The sequence below is a fragment of the Mycobacterium sp. 94-17 genome (assembly GCF_035617725.1).
Lineage (GTDB): Bacteria > Actinomycetota > Actinomycetes > Mycobacteriales > Mycobacteriaceae > Mycobacterium.
This window is the reverse complement of sequence record NZ_JAPIYN010000010.1, coordinates 39,463-53,898: the sequence shown is the minus strand read 5'-3', so window position 1 is coordinate 53,898 and position 14,436 is coordinate 39,463. Positions and strand designations below refer to the sequence as shown.

Genomic DNA, 14,436 nt, shown 5'->3' with positions numbered 1-14,436 from the left:
ATATCAGGCTTTGATCAGGCCGATTGCAGTGCCCTTTTCCGCCTCCGCCATCAGCAGTGGCCTGCGGTCGATACGGCGAGCGAAGTCGATGAAGGCCGTGTTCGACTGCATGTCATCACAGACCAGCACACCGTTCTTCGTCAGATACGGCCAGACGTGGTGAAATTCCATGGTCATCGTCTCCGCCGTGTGCAGTCCGTCGTGCAGAAACACGTCGATTTCGCCGAGCTCGGAGAGCAATGGCGGGAGTGCCCGACGACTCGAGCTCAAGATGTACGTCCAGCGGTTGCGCAACCTGTCCGGCACCGCGCTTCCGGTGAATTCCCTGTCTCCCCGGATGGCGGGCAGATCGATACTCCACAGATGACCGGCGCCATTTTTGTCGAGCGCGTCGAGCATGAAGGCCGAGGAAACGCCCCGCGCCACCCCCGTCTCCACGATGTTGAGCGGCTTGAGGTGCCTGACCAAAATCCAAAGCGTCGGGGACAACATCTCGCCGGCGTCATACGGGTGACCCGCCGGTGAACTCGCGCTCACTTCGCCGGAAATCGCGCGGATCTCTTCGTGGCAGGTGCTGCAGTCCGGCAGTCCCAGGAAATCGTGCACTGCCGCGAAGGCATCTTGTTGACAACGTGCCGCTGCATCGGCGAGAGTAATCGACCCGTCTGAATATCGCCGGCCGTCGCGCTTGACCTCTTGCCACGATTCAATTCTGTCGACCAGTTCAAAAGGCCGAGTAACCGCCAGGCGCGCGGTGCCGTACGCAAGTTTCAAAGGGCTCTGCAGCATTTATCGATAATACCCGAAAACCCTTCCTGGGGCAATGTGTATAAACGGCAGCCCCATGGGGGAACGGCGAATAATCCCGCGTCACTAAATTGTTTCTCGAGCACCTATCCCGAGAAACATCGTCGTGCCGTATGCGCGGGTTCGCCGGCAGATTCCACCGTCACTGAATAAGCCCTTTGACCGCGTCGGCCAGGGCGGCGAAGACGGGCTTTTTCGATCCGTCGACCCGCGTGATTCCGAAGTGGCTCTCCACGCTGTCGGCGGGGGAGGCGACGTCGCGATAGGTGTACCAGAACAGCGAGCCGATCATCGGTTCCGACCGGGCAGTCGCAATCGCATCCTTTGCCAGCACGGCCTGCTGCACCTCGGTCACATGATCGGGCTCGGCCGCGAGGCTATCGTCCGACCCGCCCCACGCAGGACCGGCGCCGCCCGTCGGGGCCCCGTACTCGGTAATCCATATCGGCAGATGCGGTGTACCCGCCTTTGCCAGCACCCGCCGCAGGTAGGGCAGCCCGGAATCGTCGGGCAGTGACGGGTCGGCCCAGGGACCGCGACTGGCGGGGTTGGGGTACGTGTAGGGATGCACCGCCAGGGCGTCGACAAGCCGCAGCGGCGACTCTGCGGGCGCAGACAGGAAGTCGGAAATGGAGATATTGCCGGCCACCCCCGTTTCGGCCGTCCCCAATCCGCCCATCACCACAAAAGCATGCGGGTCGGCTTGTCGGATCGTTGCCGAGGCGGCTTTCAGCAATCTTGTGTAGGCCGCCGGGTCCGGGCTCGGCTGCCAGAAATGGCTGTAATTCGGCTCGTTCCAGACTTCCCAGTAATGGGCACCGCGGGGTGAATATCTTTTGGCCGCGGCGCCTGCGAAAGCTGCGAATTCAGCGGGGTCCCGCGGAGCGCAGAACATGCTGGAACAACCGGCCGTTCTCGCCCACGGCGGGGTATAGGAAATAATGGGCAGCACGCCGATTTTACGGCGCTGCGCTTGCGCGATGATTCGATCGAATGGACCCCAGACATACCTTTGGGCAGACGTCGGTTGAATGTCGATCCACGGCATGTCGAACCTGATCCAGCGCGCCCCGGTCTCGACCACGTCATCCAGCGCCACGGCCAGCTCGTCGTCGGTCATCGACGGCAGCGTGTTGCCGAAGGAAATCCCCACGCGCAGATGATTGCCCGCGTACCCGGTAAAGGTGGGCTGGGGGATTTGCTGACCCTTTGTGCGCCAGAACGCAGACATCGACCACAGCACGGTCACGATGAGCAATATCACCAGCGAGCGCTTCGCCCCAATGGTCAACGCGCGCATGCCCCGCCGGCCAAATTTCGTTGCAGCCATCATCGTTGACGTCCCCTTCGCCCGGATCAGGAGGCGAGGACCGCCGCGTACAGCATTCGGAAGCGCTCCAACGGCTCGCTCCACGAGTGTTGTTCCGCGCGGGCGGCGCTGCGGCGCGCAAGCCCGCTCCATAGCGAACGGTCGGCGGTGACCCTGTCCATCGCCTCGGCGAGCGCCCGCGCGTTCGGCTCGACAAGCAAACCATCCGGGCCGACGGTTTCCCTGCTGCCTTCCACATTGGTGGCGACAACCGGCAACCCCGTCGCCATCGCCTCCAAGAGAACCAGGCCGGTGCTCTCTTTTCTCGAGGGAAGCACGAAGGCATCCGCCTGTCGATACTGCATCAACAGGTCGTCCCCGCGTTGTGCTCCGGCGAACGAGACGCCGTCGAGCCCCAAACGGCGTGCCAGCGCCTCGAGCGTCGCTCTCTGCTCCCCGTCGCCGACGATCACCAACTCGGCCTCCTGCGACATCACCGACATCGCCTCGAGCAGCAAGCCGACATTCTTCTGCGCGACCAGTCTCCCGACGAAAAGCCAACGGAACGCTCGGGTCACAGGCGCTTCCCGGCGCGGGGTCACGCTGAATTTGCTGTCGGTCCCGTTGGGGATGGTGACGATCTGCCGCGCCGCGACGCCGTACTCTCGCACCAGAACCGCGGGCTGGTCCGGGGACACGGCGACCACCCGAGAGGACGCCCGCAGGACACGGCCCAGCAGGAGGCTCTTGTACCAGGGCAGCAGGAAGCCGAAGATCCCTGAGGCGTCGGTCTCGAGATGGAAGTGCACGACGTAACGGCGGCGCAGGATTTTGGCGGCCAACCATACGACCTCGGGGCAGAACGCGACCGCGGCGTGCACGTGTATCACCGCGTGACGCGGCAGCCTCAGCAAATGCCATAGCAGCGAAGGCATTACGGGGGTGTGCGCGAGTTCGACCGTGCGCAGGCGGCGCACCGTGAGGTTACCGTGCCGCTCCAGCCGCGGGCTGCGCCGTGCCCCGCAATTCGAGGTCAGGACGTCGACGACGTGCGTGGAGGCCAGGCCCTGCGCGATCGCGTCGGCCACCGTCTCGAGGCCGCCGATGTGCGGCGGATAGTACGGAGCAACGTGGACAACGTGCGGCGAAATACGTTGGGCCCGTTGTGATTTCTGGCTTCTGCGAAAACGCAGATCCGTCACCGACACTTTAGTCCCTCCCTAACCCGCATGGCTGGGCCGGCCGGTGACGCAGAGCGCTTCGTCACGATGGGGGGTGGAGGAGTTGCGCTTTGCTCCGGTGTAGGTGCCGAGGCAGCGACCGACGGCTTCGTGCCAGGTGTAGCGACTCGCGGTCTCTACCGCCCCCAGCGACAGCATTGGACGCTCGGCGAGTGCCCGCACGATCAGGTCTGCCAAATCACGCCCATCGGGCCTGCAGAGATAGCCGTTTCGCCCCGGCGCGATGAGCAGACGAGCGAAGTTGTCGGGGTGTTCGGTGGTGATGACGGGCGTGCCGCAGGCCATGGCCTCCACCGCCGCCAGCCCGAAACCCTCCCGTCGCGTCGGGAAGACCATGAGGCGGGCGGACTTCATTCGGCCGATCACCTCGGCATGGGTCGGCAACTCGCCCGTGAACGTGACCTGTGCCGCCACATCGAGGGCCGCGGCGCGCTGACGAAGGGCTGCTTCCTCGGGACCCTTGCCGACGACCGTGAGGGACAGCGACGTGCCGCGCCCGGAAAGTTCCGCCACCGCATCGATCAGAGCGTCAACGCCCTTGTGGTCCAGCAGCCTTCCGACGAACAACAGGTCGGTGCACCGACCGTCGGCCGGTGCGCCGAGGATCTCGTCGGGGTCGATGCCGTTGTGGCCGACAACGACGGGCGTCCGCCTGGCGCTGATCTGGCGGACGCGCTGCGCGGTGCCCTCGCTCACGGCGATGATCCGGTCGGGCAGACGCAGCACGAGCCGCTCGAGGAGCGCCGCCACCGCGCCGAGGCCGCCAAGGTAGCTCTGCCAGTAGTCTTTCCCCCAGACCTCGTGCCAGGTCGCGACCATGGGCTTGCGCCGGATCAGACAAACCATTTTCACGGCCAGCAGCGGCAGGATCGGAATCTGGTCGACCTCGACGAGATCGAAGGGGACGGTCAGCAGCCGCACGCAGGCGAGCGAAAAGGCAACGGCTTCAACGATGGAGCGCCGCTGCCTCGTGTAGAGCGGCCATTGCCGGCACAACGCGTGCAACCGGACGGGTCCCTGATCGGTGAAATGCCCTGAGTCCCACCATTTCATGGTGTAGATGTGCACCTCGAACCCGCTGCGGGCGAGCTGTTGCGAATAATGCCAGGTTCGCGTCTCCTTGCCGCCGCTGTGCCACGGCGCGACGGCATCCGTCACGATCGCCAGTCTGGGCATCGGCGCGGGGGTCTCGACGCCGGCCTGGCCGCGAAGTCGACTACCCCTCACTTTCGTCCCCCTGTGGAGCGCAACGCCGCCGGGCCCGCATCAGTTGCCAGCCGAGCGCCGAGGCGAAGGACAGGCCGAAGCAGATCACACCGAAGGTGTCTTCGTGCGGCCAGGCGAAGAGGTGGGTGAGCCGCAGGTGCAGGGTGTCGGGTGCCACCAGGGCGGACACGGCGACGTAGACCCAGGCCACGAACGTGTACACGCAGACGACGGCCAACGCCGATTCGGTCATCCGCTTCTTCGTTCGGATCATCGCCGTGCCGGGGCCCGCGACCGTGCGCTGGGTGGTCGGGAACGACATGTGCTTCTCCTAGACGAAAGCGAACGGACGTGACGGGCGCTCCGCGGTGTCCGAGCGGGCCGATTCAAAACGCCGGCATGACATACCGGATATCCGTGCTACTGTAACTATACATACTATTCAGATGGTATCAACCGTATCGAGATGCTCACGGTATTTGAGGCGACGCCGGCGGTCGGGGAGCGTCGCTGACCGTGGCGCCCGGGCGGGGCTCGCGAGCGACGAATCGAGGCGACGAACATGCGGCGGTTGACAGCGGCGCTGGCACTGGGGGGCGCGTGCGTTGTCGTCACGTCCTGCACCGGCTCCACCCACGCTCCGGTCGGGGCGGGCGCGCTCGACGGGGTGCTGCTCGGCCCCGCCGAAATCGAGATTGCGATGAACGCCAACGGGCTGGTCAACGAAACGTCCACCGAGATGTCTGACGACAGTGCCAACGTCCCGGATCAGGATTGCCGGTTCATCGACTCCCCTGTGCAGACCTCGGTCTACGACGGGAGCGGGTGGCTCGCCATGCGCTCGCAGTATCAACGCGAATCCGCCGACCTGATCCATCAAATCTGGGAAGCGGTCGTGTCGTTTCCGTCCGCCGCCACCGCGGCGCGCTTCTTCGACGCATCGGCCCGGCGCTGGTCGGCCTGCTCGAATCGCCAGTACCACTACATCAACGACCCCGGCATCAACGACCCCGGCACGCCCGACACCGTGTGGACGGTGGGGCGGATGACCGACATCACCAACACCCTGAGCGTCACTCGGGGCGAGGAGGGCGGATGGGCCTGCCAGCGCGCGCTGACGGTCAGCAACAACGTCGCCGTGGATGTCGCGGCGTGCTCCGTCGCCGCGAGCCCGGGCGGCGCCGGGGTGGACATCGCCCATCAGATCGCGGCGAAGCTGGCCAAAGTGCAGGACCCAATACAGTCCAATAGTATGTAATATAGGTCTCTGGCGCACTATTGGTATACGTCCATCTACGCACGAATAGGCCGGAACGTTGATTGATCAGCAGCACAACGCGACCGTCCGCGGCGGCGGAAGCCAACCTCGGAGCGGGCGCACGATGCCGTCTTCGACAAGAGGGGTGCCGACAGAGCTGACGACAGCGGCGCCGACAGAGGTGCCTACATTTTTCGGACCGTCCGCTTCGCCTCTGTTCGGCGTGCTTCATCTCCCGGCCGACAACCAGATCAGGTGCGGGGTGCTGATCTGTGGCTCGCTCGGCAAAGAGGGAATGGACAGTGTCCGGCTGCACCGGATCCTGGCCGACAGCCTGGCGCGCCGGGGTTTCGCCGTGCTGCGCTTCGACTACCTGGGCTTGGGTGATTCCGCATACGCTCAGGGCCGCGACGACGCGGTCGCCCACTGGGTGGCGAGCGTGGGCCACGCACTCGACTACCTCACCCTGCTCGGCGCGCGGTCGGCTACCGCCATCGGCATCCGCGCCGGGTGCCTGATCCTCGACAAGTACCTGGCCCAATCCCAGGCCGTCGGCAACGTCGTCTGCCTCGATCCCGCCGGTACGGGCAGGCGTTATCTGCGGGAGCACACCGCTCTCTATCGGTTGTCGGTGGGCGAGGACGCAACCCGGCCCGCGGAGGTGTCGATCATCGGCGGCCGGTTGAGCGAGCACGCCGCCGCACAATTCTCCGCCCTGCGGATGGCTGCCGATCCGGTCAGCGCCTACGGCGCCGACCACGTCCTCGTGGTGGGACGGCCAGCCGAGACCGACAGCCGCGTCACCACCATGGCGTCGGCCGGGGGAGTCGACCTGGTCATCGCCGAGGGCCTGCCGGAATGCGCCCGCCCGACAGGGCTGTTGCTGCCGATCCCTTTCGCCGCGGTCGATTCGATCACCGAGTGGATCGATCGAAAGGTGCCCGCCACCACCCACCGCGCCGTACCCCAATACCTCACGACTGTGACCATGCCCGGCCCTGGCGGGGCCGACGTCGTCGAGAGCATCGAACGCATCGAGCCCAACGGCCTGTTCGCCGTCCGCACCCGGCCCCGGCGCGGCTGCCCCGCGCTCGCGAAGACCGTGGTGTTCTTCGTGTCGGCCAACGACTTGCACGTGGGGCCCGCCCGGGAGTGGGTCGAACTGTCACGTCGCATCGCAGCGGCCGGGTCGCAGGCGTTGCGCTGGGACCCGGCGGGACTGGGGTTGTCGGGCCAGGTCAGCCGGAACCCTTGGCGCAACGTGTATTCCAAGGCCGATGTCGCCGACTCCGTAGCGGTGGCCGGGCATGCGCGCCACGACGCCGGTGCACTCGAGCTCGTCGGAATCTGCTCCGGATCCTGGTACGCCGCTCACGCCGCCCGCGCGGTCGGTGCGCAGTCGGCGATTCTGGTCAATCCGCAGCCGTGGAATTGGCGGGTCGCCCCGACCGTGCTGTCGCAGTGGGACGCGCGCCGGCAGACGTTGCGTGCCAACGCGGTTGGGGACACGGGCGACGGCCCGTCCGAATCGCGGGTCGCGGTGATCGCCTACGCGGTCTGGACGAAGCGCCTCAGAGCGCTTCTGACCCCGGCCCGGGCGCGGACGAAGAGGTTCTTGCACACCCGCCTCCCGCGATGTGCCCTGTGGGTGCTGAGCCGGGCCGGGCTGGTGTTTCTGCCCGAGGACGTTCTGACGACGCTCGCCCGCCGCGAAACCGCCGTGACGGTGATCGCCTCGCCCGAGGACGTGCAGCACTTCACCGAAAACGGCGGTCAGGCGGCCCTGGACCGGCTGCGAACAATGCCGCGCCCGCCCCGCCTGATCGCCCCACCCTCAGGCGATCACGCCGCCAATCACCCGGCGATCTTGGCGGCCATCCGCACCGCGGTGCTCCCGGTGGCCATGGCCCGCGCCGCGAGCGCGTGAGATTCCTAGCCGGGTTCGGCCGACCGACAGACCACCACGACGACGGCCATCGCGTGACACTCGGCGTGCGACAGCGACAACGACGAGCTGAGCCAGCCCTGGCGGCGTGCCCCCTCGGCGACCGTCCCGCTCAAGCGGAGCCGGGGCAGCGGGCCGTCCCGCGTCACTTCGATCTCGCGCAGCGGAAACGGTGAGTCGGGTTCCGCGAATGCCTTGATGGCGGCCTCCTTGGCCGCGAACCGCGCCGCCAGCCTTTGCGCCAGGTTGCCGGCGCGGCAGTCGTCGACTTCGCTCGCCGTAAAAACCCTGCGCAGGTAGCGCTCCCCGAACGCCGTGAGCGAGTTCTCGACCTCCTGGATCGCCACGATGTCGCAGCCGACGCGCAGGTGGTGGCCGTCAACCTCGCCCGGCGGGCCGGCCGATGGCGTCACGCAGACGACGTGACCAGGCCTTCGACGACCTGCTCGATGTTGCGTATGGAAGCGAACGTCGACTTCTTGAGCACTTCGTCGGGGAACTCGATGTCGAACGCGTCCTCGAGCCCCAGCATCACATTGACCGACGCATGCGACGTCAAGCCGAGCTCGTAGAGATCGGCCTCGCTGTCCACCGTGTGCGCATCGACCTCCATGCGGCCATGGGCGGCCAGGACGTCCCGAATACGCTCCTGGATCACGCTTCCCCCTAGGTCTGAACTGTCAGCCATCACGTTCAGACCTATTAAACAGGGCTTCGGCCGGGTCCACTCGGCTCGCCCGGGCGCACGAGTTCCGGCGACCTGCACCGGTGAGCGAGAATGGCGGGCGTGCACCTGCGAGAAGGCGTGACGGATGGCGGCGTGCTGGCCGCGGTGCTGGATCATGCCGACCGGGCCCCGGATCGGCCCGCCGTGGTCGACCTCGATCGGGCGCTGACCCGCGGCGAGTTGCGCGTCGCAGCGGGCAGAGTGGCCGCGGGCCTGCGTGCCGGCGGCGTCGGGCCCGGGGAGCGGGTTGCCCTGCTGATCGGCAACTCGGTGGACTTCGTGGTGGCGGCGCTGGGCTGTCTGTGGGCGGGAGTCACGTTCGTTCCGCTCGCGATCGGCGATCCGGAGCTTCGTCGCGCCCAGATCTTGGCCGACTGCCGGCCCGCACAGGTGATCACCGCAGACGCCGGCCAGGCCGCGCCGTCGGGACTTCCCGTCGACACGGCGTGGACCCCCCTTGCGGCCCTGAGCGCGGCCGGCGGGCCCACGCCGCCACCCGTGACGGGGCCCATCTCCTACATCATCTACACCTCGGGGACGACCGGTCGGCCCAAGGGCGTGCAGATCCCCCCGGACGCCTTCTTCACCGCCGTCCAGGCCTGCGCCGACGCAGTGGGTCTCAGCCCCGACGACCGGGCCCTGTGCGTGTCGCCCGTGCACTTCGACGGGTCCTTCTCCGCCATCTTTCCCCCGCTGGTGCGCGGCGTCCCCCTCGTCATCCCTGACCGCGAGGCCCTGCTCTTCCCGCGCAGGTTCTTCTCGATCGTCGAGGGCGAGGGAATCACGGTCACCAGCTTTTCTCCCAGCTACCTGCGGCTGCTCCGGTCCAGCGGCCGGATGGCCCGGTTGGCCGACACCCCGCTGCGGGTGATCGCCCTGGGTGGCGAAGCGCCGTCCACCGCCGACATCAGGGCGGTGTGGGCCGCCAGCCCGCGGCTGCGGGTGGTGAACCGGTATGGCCCGACCGAGACGACCATCGCGGTCGCCCACCTGGAGCTCTCGCCCGAGTTGCTCGATGCGGGGCCGGTTCCGATCGGCCATCCACATCCCGGGAGCTCGTTCTACCTGGTCGACGAACACGGAGAGCTGGTGGATCGGCCCGGCGTCATCGGCGAGATGTACGTCGGGGGACCGCAGCTCATGGCCGGCTATCTGAACGCCCCGGCGGTGACCGCGGCTGCGCTGCGGACGGACGTCATCGAGGGGACCACCCTCTACCGCACGGGTGACCTCGTCTTCCGCGACGAACGGGGACACTACGTGTACGCGGGGCGTTCGGACCGCGTCATCAAGCGACACGGCGTCCGGATGTCGCTGGTCGAGGTGACCGAGGCGCTCGATGGCATCGACGAGGTCGCGGCGGCGGCGTGCACCACCTTCGATCGCGACGGCGATCTGGGGGTCGTCGCGTTTGTGGTGCCCCGCGGCGAGCTCACCCCGCTCGCCGTCCGCCAGGCCGCCGGCTCGCGGCTCCCCGAAACGATGCTGCCCGACCAGTTCGTCTTGGTGGCCGATCTGCCCTTGACGTCGTCTAGCAAGGTCGACGAGCGACGGCTGCTGCACGAGGCGGGCCTGTTTCCGCCGAACCGGGAAGCGTGAGCCGGCCGACATACTGGACACCATGTACATCCCGGGCCATTTCGCCGCCGACGAGCAGGCCGTCGACGACCTGCTCGCCCACCACGGCGCCGCCGACCTGATCACCGCGACGCCGGACGGCCTGGTCGCCACGATGCTGCCGTTCGTCTACGACCGCGGCGCGAGAACCCTGCGCGGCCATCTCGCCCGCCAGAACGACCAGTGGCGGCGTCCGGCGCTCGGTGAGGCACTCGTCATCGTGCGGGGACCGGACGCCTACATCTCCCCGGGCTGGTATCCGAGCAAGGCCGAGCACGGACGGGTCGTGCCCACATGGAACTACATCACCGCGCACGTCTACGGGCGACTCACCGTCCACGATGACCCGGCCTGGGTCGAACGGAATGTCCGTGATCTCACGGGACGCCATGAGGCCGGGCGGCCGCGGTCATGGTCGGTCGACGACGCCCCGCCTCCGTTCATCGAGGGGCAGTTGCGCGCGATCGTGGGAGTGGAATTACTGATCACCCGAGTCGAGGCCAAGTTGAAGCTCAGCCAGAATCGATCCGCCGCCGACGTCGACGGCGTGATCTCGGGACTGATCGCCGACGGGCGCGAAGACGCCGCCGAGGCGGTGCGGCGAGCGCGGCCCGCGTGAGGGCCGTCCGGCGCGGTGCCTGGGCTACGATCGCCGGGTGCAAGCGAGGGCGACCGGCGCGACGTCGGGGGGACACTACGAGCAGCTGATCCGGCGCCAGCGTGCCGAATTGCAGGATGCCTATCTGAAGGGCGTGCGCCGGCTGCGATGGGACGCGGGACGCCTTGCGGCGGAACGCGAACGGCGCCTTCGGGACCTGCTGTCGTGCGCCGCCGGCCGTTCGCCGTTCTGGCGGGAACGCCTGGCCGGACGCGATCTGGCGAATTTCACCGAAGCCGACCTTCCCTCGCTGCCGGTCTTGACCAGAGCCGAGATGATGGCCGAGTTCGACCGGTTGGTCACGGTGCCGGGGTTGACCCTGTCGCGGGTCCGGGACCACCTGGACGCCCTGGACGGCGACGGCTATCTGGACGACGAGTTCCGGGCGATCGTCACGTCGGGCTACATCGGAACCGAAGCCGTCCACGTCTACGGCTGGGACGCGTTCGTCACTTTCGTGATGCAGGGCTCGCGCTGGACCGGCCGCCGCGGCGAAGCCCCGGACGCGGTGCTCGCGCAGGCCTTCGCGACCAGCACCAGGCACGAATCCGGGGTGTTTCACGCCTTCAGCACTTTCGACAGCGGCGGGCCGGCTTCGCACGGCTTCGCCGGCACGCAACCCCTCGACGAGATCGTCGCCGGCCTCAACGACGCCGCGCCCGCGGTGCAAGCCCTGCAGGCCTGGCCCAGCCTCATCTGGGAGCTCGCCCAGGAGGCGATCAGCGGACGGCTGACCATCCGGCCGACCTGGGTCAGCGTCGCCGGGGAAGTCTGCACCCCACCCGTGCGCGAAGCGGTCCGCTCCGCGTGGGGCGTCGAGACCTCCGAGTTCTGGGGTTGCTCGGAGGGCACCTACGCCTTCCCCTGCGGCGTCGGGGAAGGCATGCACATTGCCGACGACCTGGTCATCCTCGAGCCCGCGGACGCCGAGGGCAACGTCGTCCCGTACGGCGAACCCGCCGAGCGGCTGCTGTTGACCAACCTGTTCAACCCGACCCAACCCCTGATCCGCTACGACCTCGTCGACGCGGTGACGCTCTCCGACGAGCCGTGCCCGTGCGGTTGCGCGCACCGCCGCATCACCGCCGTCAACGGCCGCATCGACGGCGCCTTCGAGTACGAGGGCGGTGCCGTGGTGCCCCGGGCGGCCTTCGAGCGCGCGATCCTGGCCGCCCCCGGCGTCGTCAACTTCTTCGTCGGCAAGACCCGCCAGGGTGTGGACGTGTCCGTGGTGACCGACGGCTCATGCGACCTGCCCCGGCTGCACACCGAACTGGCCGACGTGCTTCGCCGGCACGGCGGCGCGGAGCCGGATGTCGTTGTGCGCGAGGTTGATTCGGTGGAGCGACTGTGGTCGGGAAAGTCGAGGCAGTTCGGCGCCGGGTGATCGCGCCGCACGGCCGGCTCAGCCGGCCGAGCCGGCCGTGGCCTTGTCCAGGGCCTGGTCGATGTCGTCGATGATGTCGTCGATGTGCTCGATCCCGATGGACAGACGGATGGTTTCCGGCCGGATGGCGGCCCGCGCCAGCTCCTCGCCGGACAACTGGCGGTGCGTGGTGGAGGCCGGGTGGATGGCCAGGGTCTTGGCGTCGCCCAGGTTGAGCAGCCGCTTGATGAGCTGGAGGGCATCGAAGAACGCCAACCCCGCGTCGTAGCCCCCCTCGACCCCGAACGTGATGATCGACGGCACGCGCCCGTGCAGGTAGCGGTCGACCAGGTGGTGGTAGGGGTGCTCGGGGAAGCCGGCGAAGCTCACCCACGCCACCCGGGGGTCGGCGGCCAGGTGGGCGGCCACGGCCCGCGCGTTGGCCTCGTGGCGCTCGAGCCGCAGCGCCATCGTCTCGAGGCCCTGCAACAGCAGGAAGGCGTTGAAGGGGGACAGCGTGGCCCCGCTGTTGCGCAGCTGGGTGGAGCGGGCCCGCACGGCGAAGGGCCGCTCGGGGAAGTCGCGGGCGAAGACGACGCCGTGGAACGCCGGCTCCGGCTCGTTGAACATCGGAAAGCGGTCGGGGTAGTCGGCCCACGGGAACCGGCCGCCGTCCACGATCGCACCGCCGAGGGCGGTGCCGTGACCGCCGACGAACTTCGTCAGCGAGTGGACGACCACGTCGGCCCCGTGCTCAAAAGGCTTGAGCATCAACGGTGTTGCCACCGTGTTGTCGACGATAAGGGGCACGCCCGCCGCGTGGGCCACGGCGGCCACCGCCTCGAGGTCGACGATGTTGCCGGCCGGGTTGCCGATGGTCTCGCAGAAGACGGCGCGGGTGTTCTCGTCGATGAGCGGGGCGATCGACTCGGCACGGTCGTCGGCGGCGAAGCGGGCCTCGATGCCCAGGGTGGGTAACACGTGGGCGAAGTAGGTGAAGGTCGCGCCGTAGAGCTGGGGAGCCACCACGAAGTTCGAGCCGGCGCTGGCCACCGTCAGGATGGCGTAGCTGATGGCGGCCATGCCCGACGCCACCACCAGGGCACCCGAACCTCCTTCGAGGGCGCAGATGCGCTGCTCGAGCACCTCCAGGGTGGGGTTGTTGAGCCGGTTGTAGTGGAAGCCGGGCGTCTCCAGGTCGAGCACGGCGCCGGCATGGGCGGCGTTGGCGAAGTCGTGGGCCACCGTCTGGTAGATGGGTACGGCCACGGCGCGCGTCCCGTCGGGTGTGTAGCCGCCGTGGATGGCGATGGTTTCGTCGTGCATGGCGCGGGCGCTCCTCTGCTCAGATGGTGGCCAACAGGTTGGCGTACAACCCCAGGGCCGCGTCGCGCCATGGCCATGGGGCGCGGGCGCCGATTTCGTCAAAGGGGAAGGCGGCCACCAGCGACGGGTCCCGCTCGCCGCCAATCACCCGCTTGTGCAGCAGGCGGAGCTCCTCCCAGTCCGGGCCCTCCACGCAATCCGTTGGAAGGCAAGGCAATTCGTCTCGCTCATGGCCGGCGTAGCGCCGCAGATCGCGGTGGTACTCGCGCACCAGGCTCGACGGATCGTACTCGGGATGGCTCTGGGCCAGCACCACCTGCGAGCGGCACACCGTCTTGGTGGCCACGCTCCAGCCCACCTCCTCGGACTGCCACGCCACCGCGTAGCCGGCGGCGGTCACCTCCGCTACGGGCACGGCGTTGAGCCGTGAGTGAGGCAGGACGGCAGGGCCGCGCAGCCCGGCCGTCAGCGGGTGGGTCGGGTCGGCCTGCTGGGCGAAGACGCCCGCGCATTTGGCGGGCAGGGTGATCCGCTCGAGGCCGTCGAAGACGGCCAGCGCGGCGTGGGCCGCCAGGCAGGACAGCAGCATGGCCGGCACGGTCTCGGACCCCCACCGCAGCAGGCTGCACAGCTCGGACCAGTAGGGCTCGTCCTCGATGCGCGATTCGACCGGGTTGGAGCCGGTCACCACCAGCAGGTCGGGCGGGCCGGCGAAAATGTCGTCGAGAGGCCGGTATTCGGCGGCGATGCGGGCCCTGACCCGTTCGCCCCGCGGGACCCCGGCCATGGTGTGGCGGGTCACCACGATGTCCTCGCCCCCGGACCCGGCGTCCAGCAGACCCACGAACTGTCGCTCGGTGGCGTCGAAGGCGGCGTCGGGCATGTTGTTGACCAGCGCACACGTCCGCGGCACCGGCCCGTCGGCCTCTTTCGGCGCCGCGGGGTGGCGGGCCCCGGCCAGTCTCACGCTCACCGC

General features: G+C 68.2%; 14 protein-coding genes. 5 read left to right on the top strand and 9 right to left on the bottom strand.

All coding sequences use genetic code 11. The annotated features are described in order from the left end of the window. Window positions 1–3: 3 nt before the first annotated feature. The 5 genes from OQ789_RS13565 to OQ789_RS13545 all read right to left on the bottom strand — a co-directional run bounded on the left by OQ789_RS13565 (window position 4) and on the right by OQ789_RS13545 (window position 4,885). Complete coding sequence (locus tag OQ789_RS13565; RefSeq protein WP_324686446.1) at window positions 4–789, bottom strand: class I SAM-dependent methyltransferase; 786 nt, start codon at window positions 787–789, stop codon at window positions 4–6. 160 nt (window positions 790–949) lie between these two features. Further along, complete coding sequence (locus OQ789_RS13560) at window positions 950–2,140, bottom strand: cellulase family glycosylhydrolase (protein ID WP_324686445.1); 1,191 nt, start codon at window positions 2,138–2,140, stop codon at window positions 950–952. A 23-nt stretch (window positions 2,141–2,163) separates the two neighbouring features. Further along, the gene (locus OQ789_RS13555; protein ID WP_324686444.1) at window positions 2,164–3,324 is read right to left on the bottom strand and encodes a glycosyltransferase family 4 protein; all 1,161 of its coding nucleotides are present in this window, start codon (window positions 3,322–3,324) and stop codon (window positions 2,164–2,166) included. 12 nt (window positions 3,325–3,336) lie between these two features. Then, complete coding sequence (locus tag OQ789_RS13550; protein ID WP_324686443.1) at window positions 3,337–4,515, bottom strand: glycosyltransferase family 4 protein; 1,179 nt, start codon at window positions 4,513–4,515, stop codon at window positions 3,337–3,339. A 58-nt stretch (window positions 4,516–4,573) separates the two neighbouring features. Continuing rightward, window positions 4,574–4,885 carry a hypothetical protein gene (locus tag OQ789_RS13545; protein WP_324686442.1) on the bottom strand — a complete coding sequence of 104 codons (312 nt, stop codon included), beginning with the start codon at window positions 4,883–4,885 and terminating at the stop codon, window positions 4,574–4,576. Window positions 4,886–5,125: 240 nt separating this feature from the next. Between OQ789_RS13545 and OQ789_RS13540 the strand changes: the two genes are divergently transcribed. Beyond that, window positions 5,126–5,821 (top strand): sensor domain-containing protein, encoded by a 696-nt coding sequence (locus tag OQ789_RS13540; protein WP_324686440.1) that lies wholly within the window; start codon window positions 5,126–5,128, stop codon window positions 5,819–5,821. Window positions 5,822–6,116: 295 nt separating this feature from the next. Continuing rightward, window positions 6,117–7,748: a hypothetical protein gene (locus tag OQ789_RS13535; RefSeq protein ID WP_324686438.1), complete on the top strand. Its 1,632-nt coding sequence runs from the start codon at window positions 6,117–6,119 to the stop codon at window positions 7,746–7,748. Between the two features lie 5 nt (window positions 7,749–7,753). On the opposite strand, the gene OQ789_RS13530 is transcribed toward OQ789_RS13535, so the two are convergent. Both OQ789_RS13530 and OQ789_RS13525 read right to left on the bottom strand, forming a co-directional pair. After that, complete coding sequence (locus OQ789_RS13530) at window positions 7,754–8,179, bottom strand: 4'-phosphopantetheinyl transferase superfamily protein (protein WP_324686437.1); 426 nt, start codon at window positions 8,177–8,179, stop codon at window positions 7,754–7,756. Next, window positions 8,176–8,454 carry an acyl carrier protein gene (locus OQ789_RS13525; protein ID WP_420716111.1) on the bottom strand — a complete coding sequence of 93 codons (279 nt, stop codon included), beginning with the start codon at window positions 8,452–8,454 and terminating at the stop codon, window positions 8,176–8,178. Before OQ789_RS13525 ends, OQ789_RS13530 begins: the two co-directional genes overlap by 4 nt. Window positions 8,455–8,553: 99 nt before the next feature. Between OQ789_RS13525 and OQ789_RS13520 the strand changes: the two genes are divergently transcribed. Genes OQ789_RS13520 through OQ789_RS13510 form a run of 3 tightly spaced genes read left to right on the top strand, consistent with a single transcriptional unit; the run spans window position 8,554 to window position 12,155 of the window. Continuing rightward, entirely contained in the window at window positions 8,554–10,092 is a 1,539-nt protein-coding gene (locus OQ789_RS13520; protein WP_324686436.1) for an amino acid adenylation domain-containing protein, read from the top strand. A 22-nt stretch (window positions 10,093–10,114) separates the two neighbouring features. Then, window positions 10,115–10,729: an FMN-binding negative transcriptional regulator gene (locus tag OQ789_RS13515; protein ID WP_324686435.1), complete on the top strand. Its 615-nt coding sequence runs from the start codon at window positions 10,115–10,117 to the stop codon at window positions 10,727–10,729. Window positions 10,730–10,766: 37 nt separating this feature from the next. Continuing rightward, window positions 10,767–12,155, top strand: a complete 1,389-nt coding sequence (locus OQ789_RS13510) for a hypothetical protein (protein WP_324686434.1) — start codon at window positions 10,767–10,769, stop codon at window positions 12,153–12,155. Between the two features lie 18 nt (window positions 12,156–12,173). Here OQ789_RS13510 and OQ789_RS13505 read toward each other — a convergent pair whose 3' ends face one another. Together OQ789_RS13505 and OQ789_RS13500 are read right to left on the bottom strand one after the other, a co-directional pair. Next, entirely contained in the window at window positions 12,174–13,460 is a 1,287-nt protein-coding gene (locus tag OQ789_RS13505) for an O-acetylhomoserine aminocarboxypropyltransferase/cysteine synthase family protein (RefSeq protein WP_324686433.1), read from the bottom strand. 19 nt (window positions 13,461–13,479) lie between these two features. Continuing rightward, a complete protein-coding gene (locus tag OQ789_RS13500) occupies window positions 13,480–14,433 on the bottom strand; it encodes a homoserine O-acetyltransferase/O-succinyltransferase family protein (protein ID WP_324686432.1) in 954 nt (317 codons plus the stop codon). Window positions 14,434–14,436 lie beyond the last annotated feature (3 nt).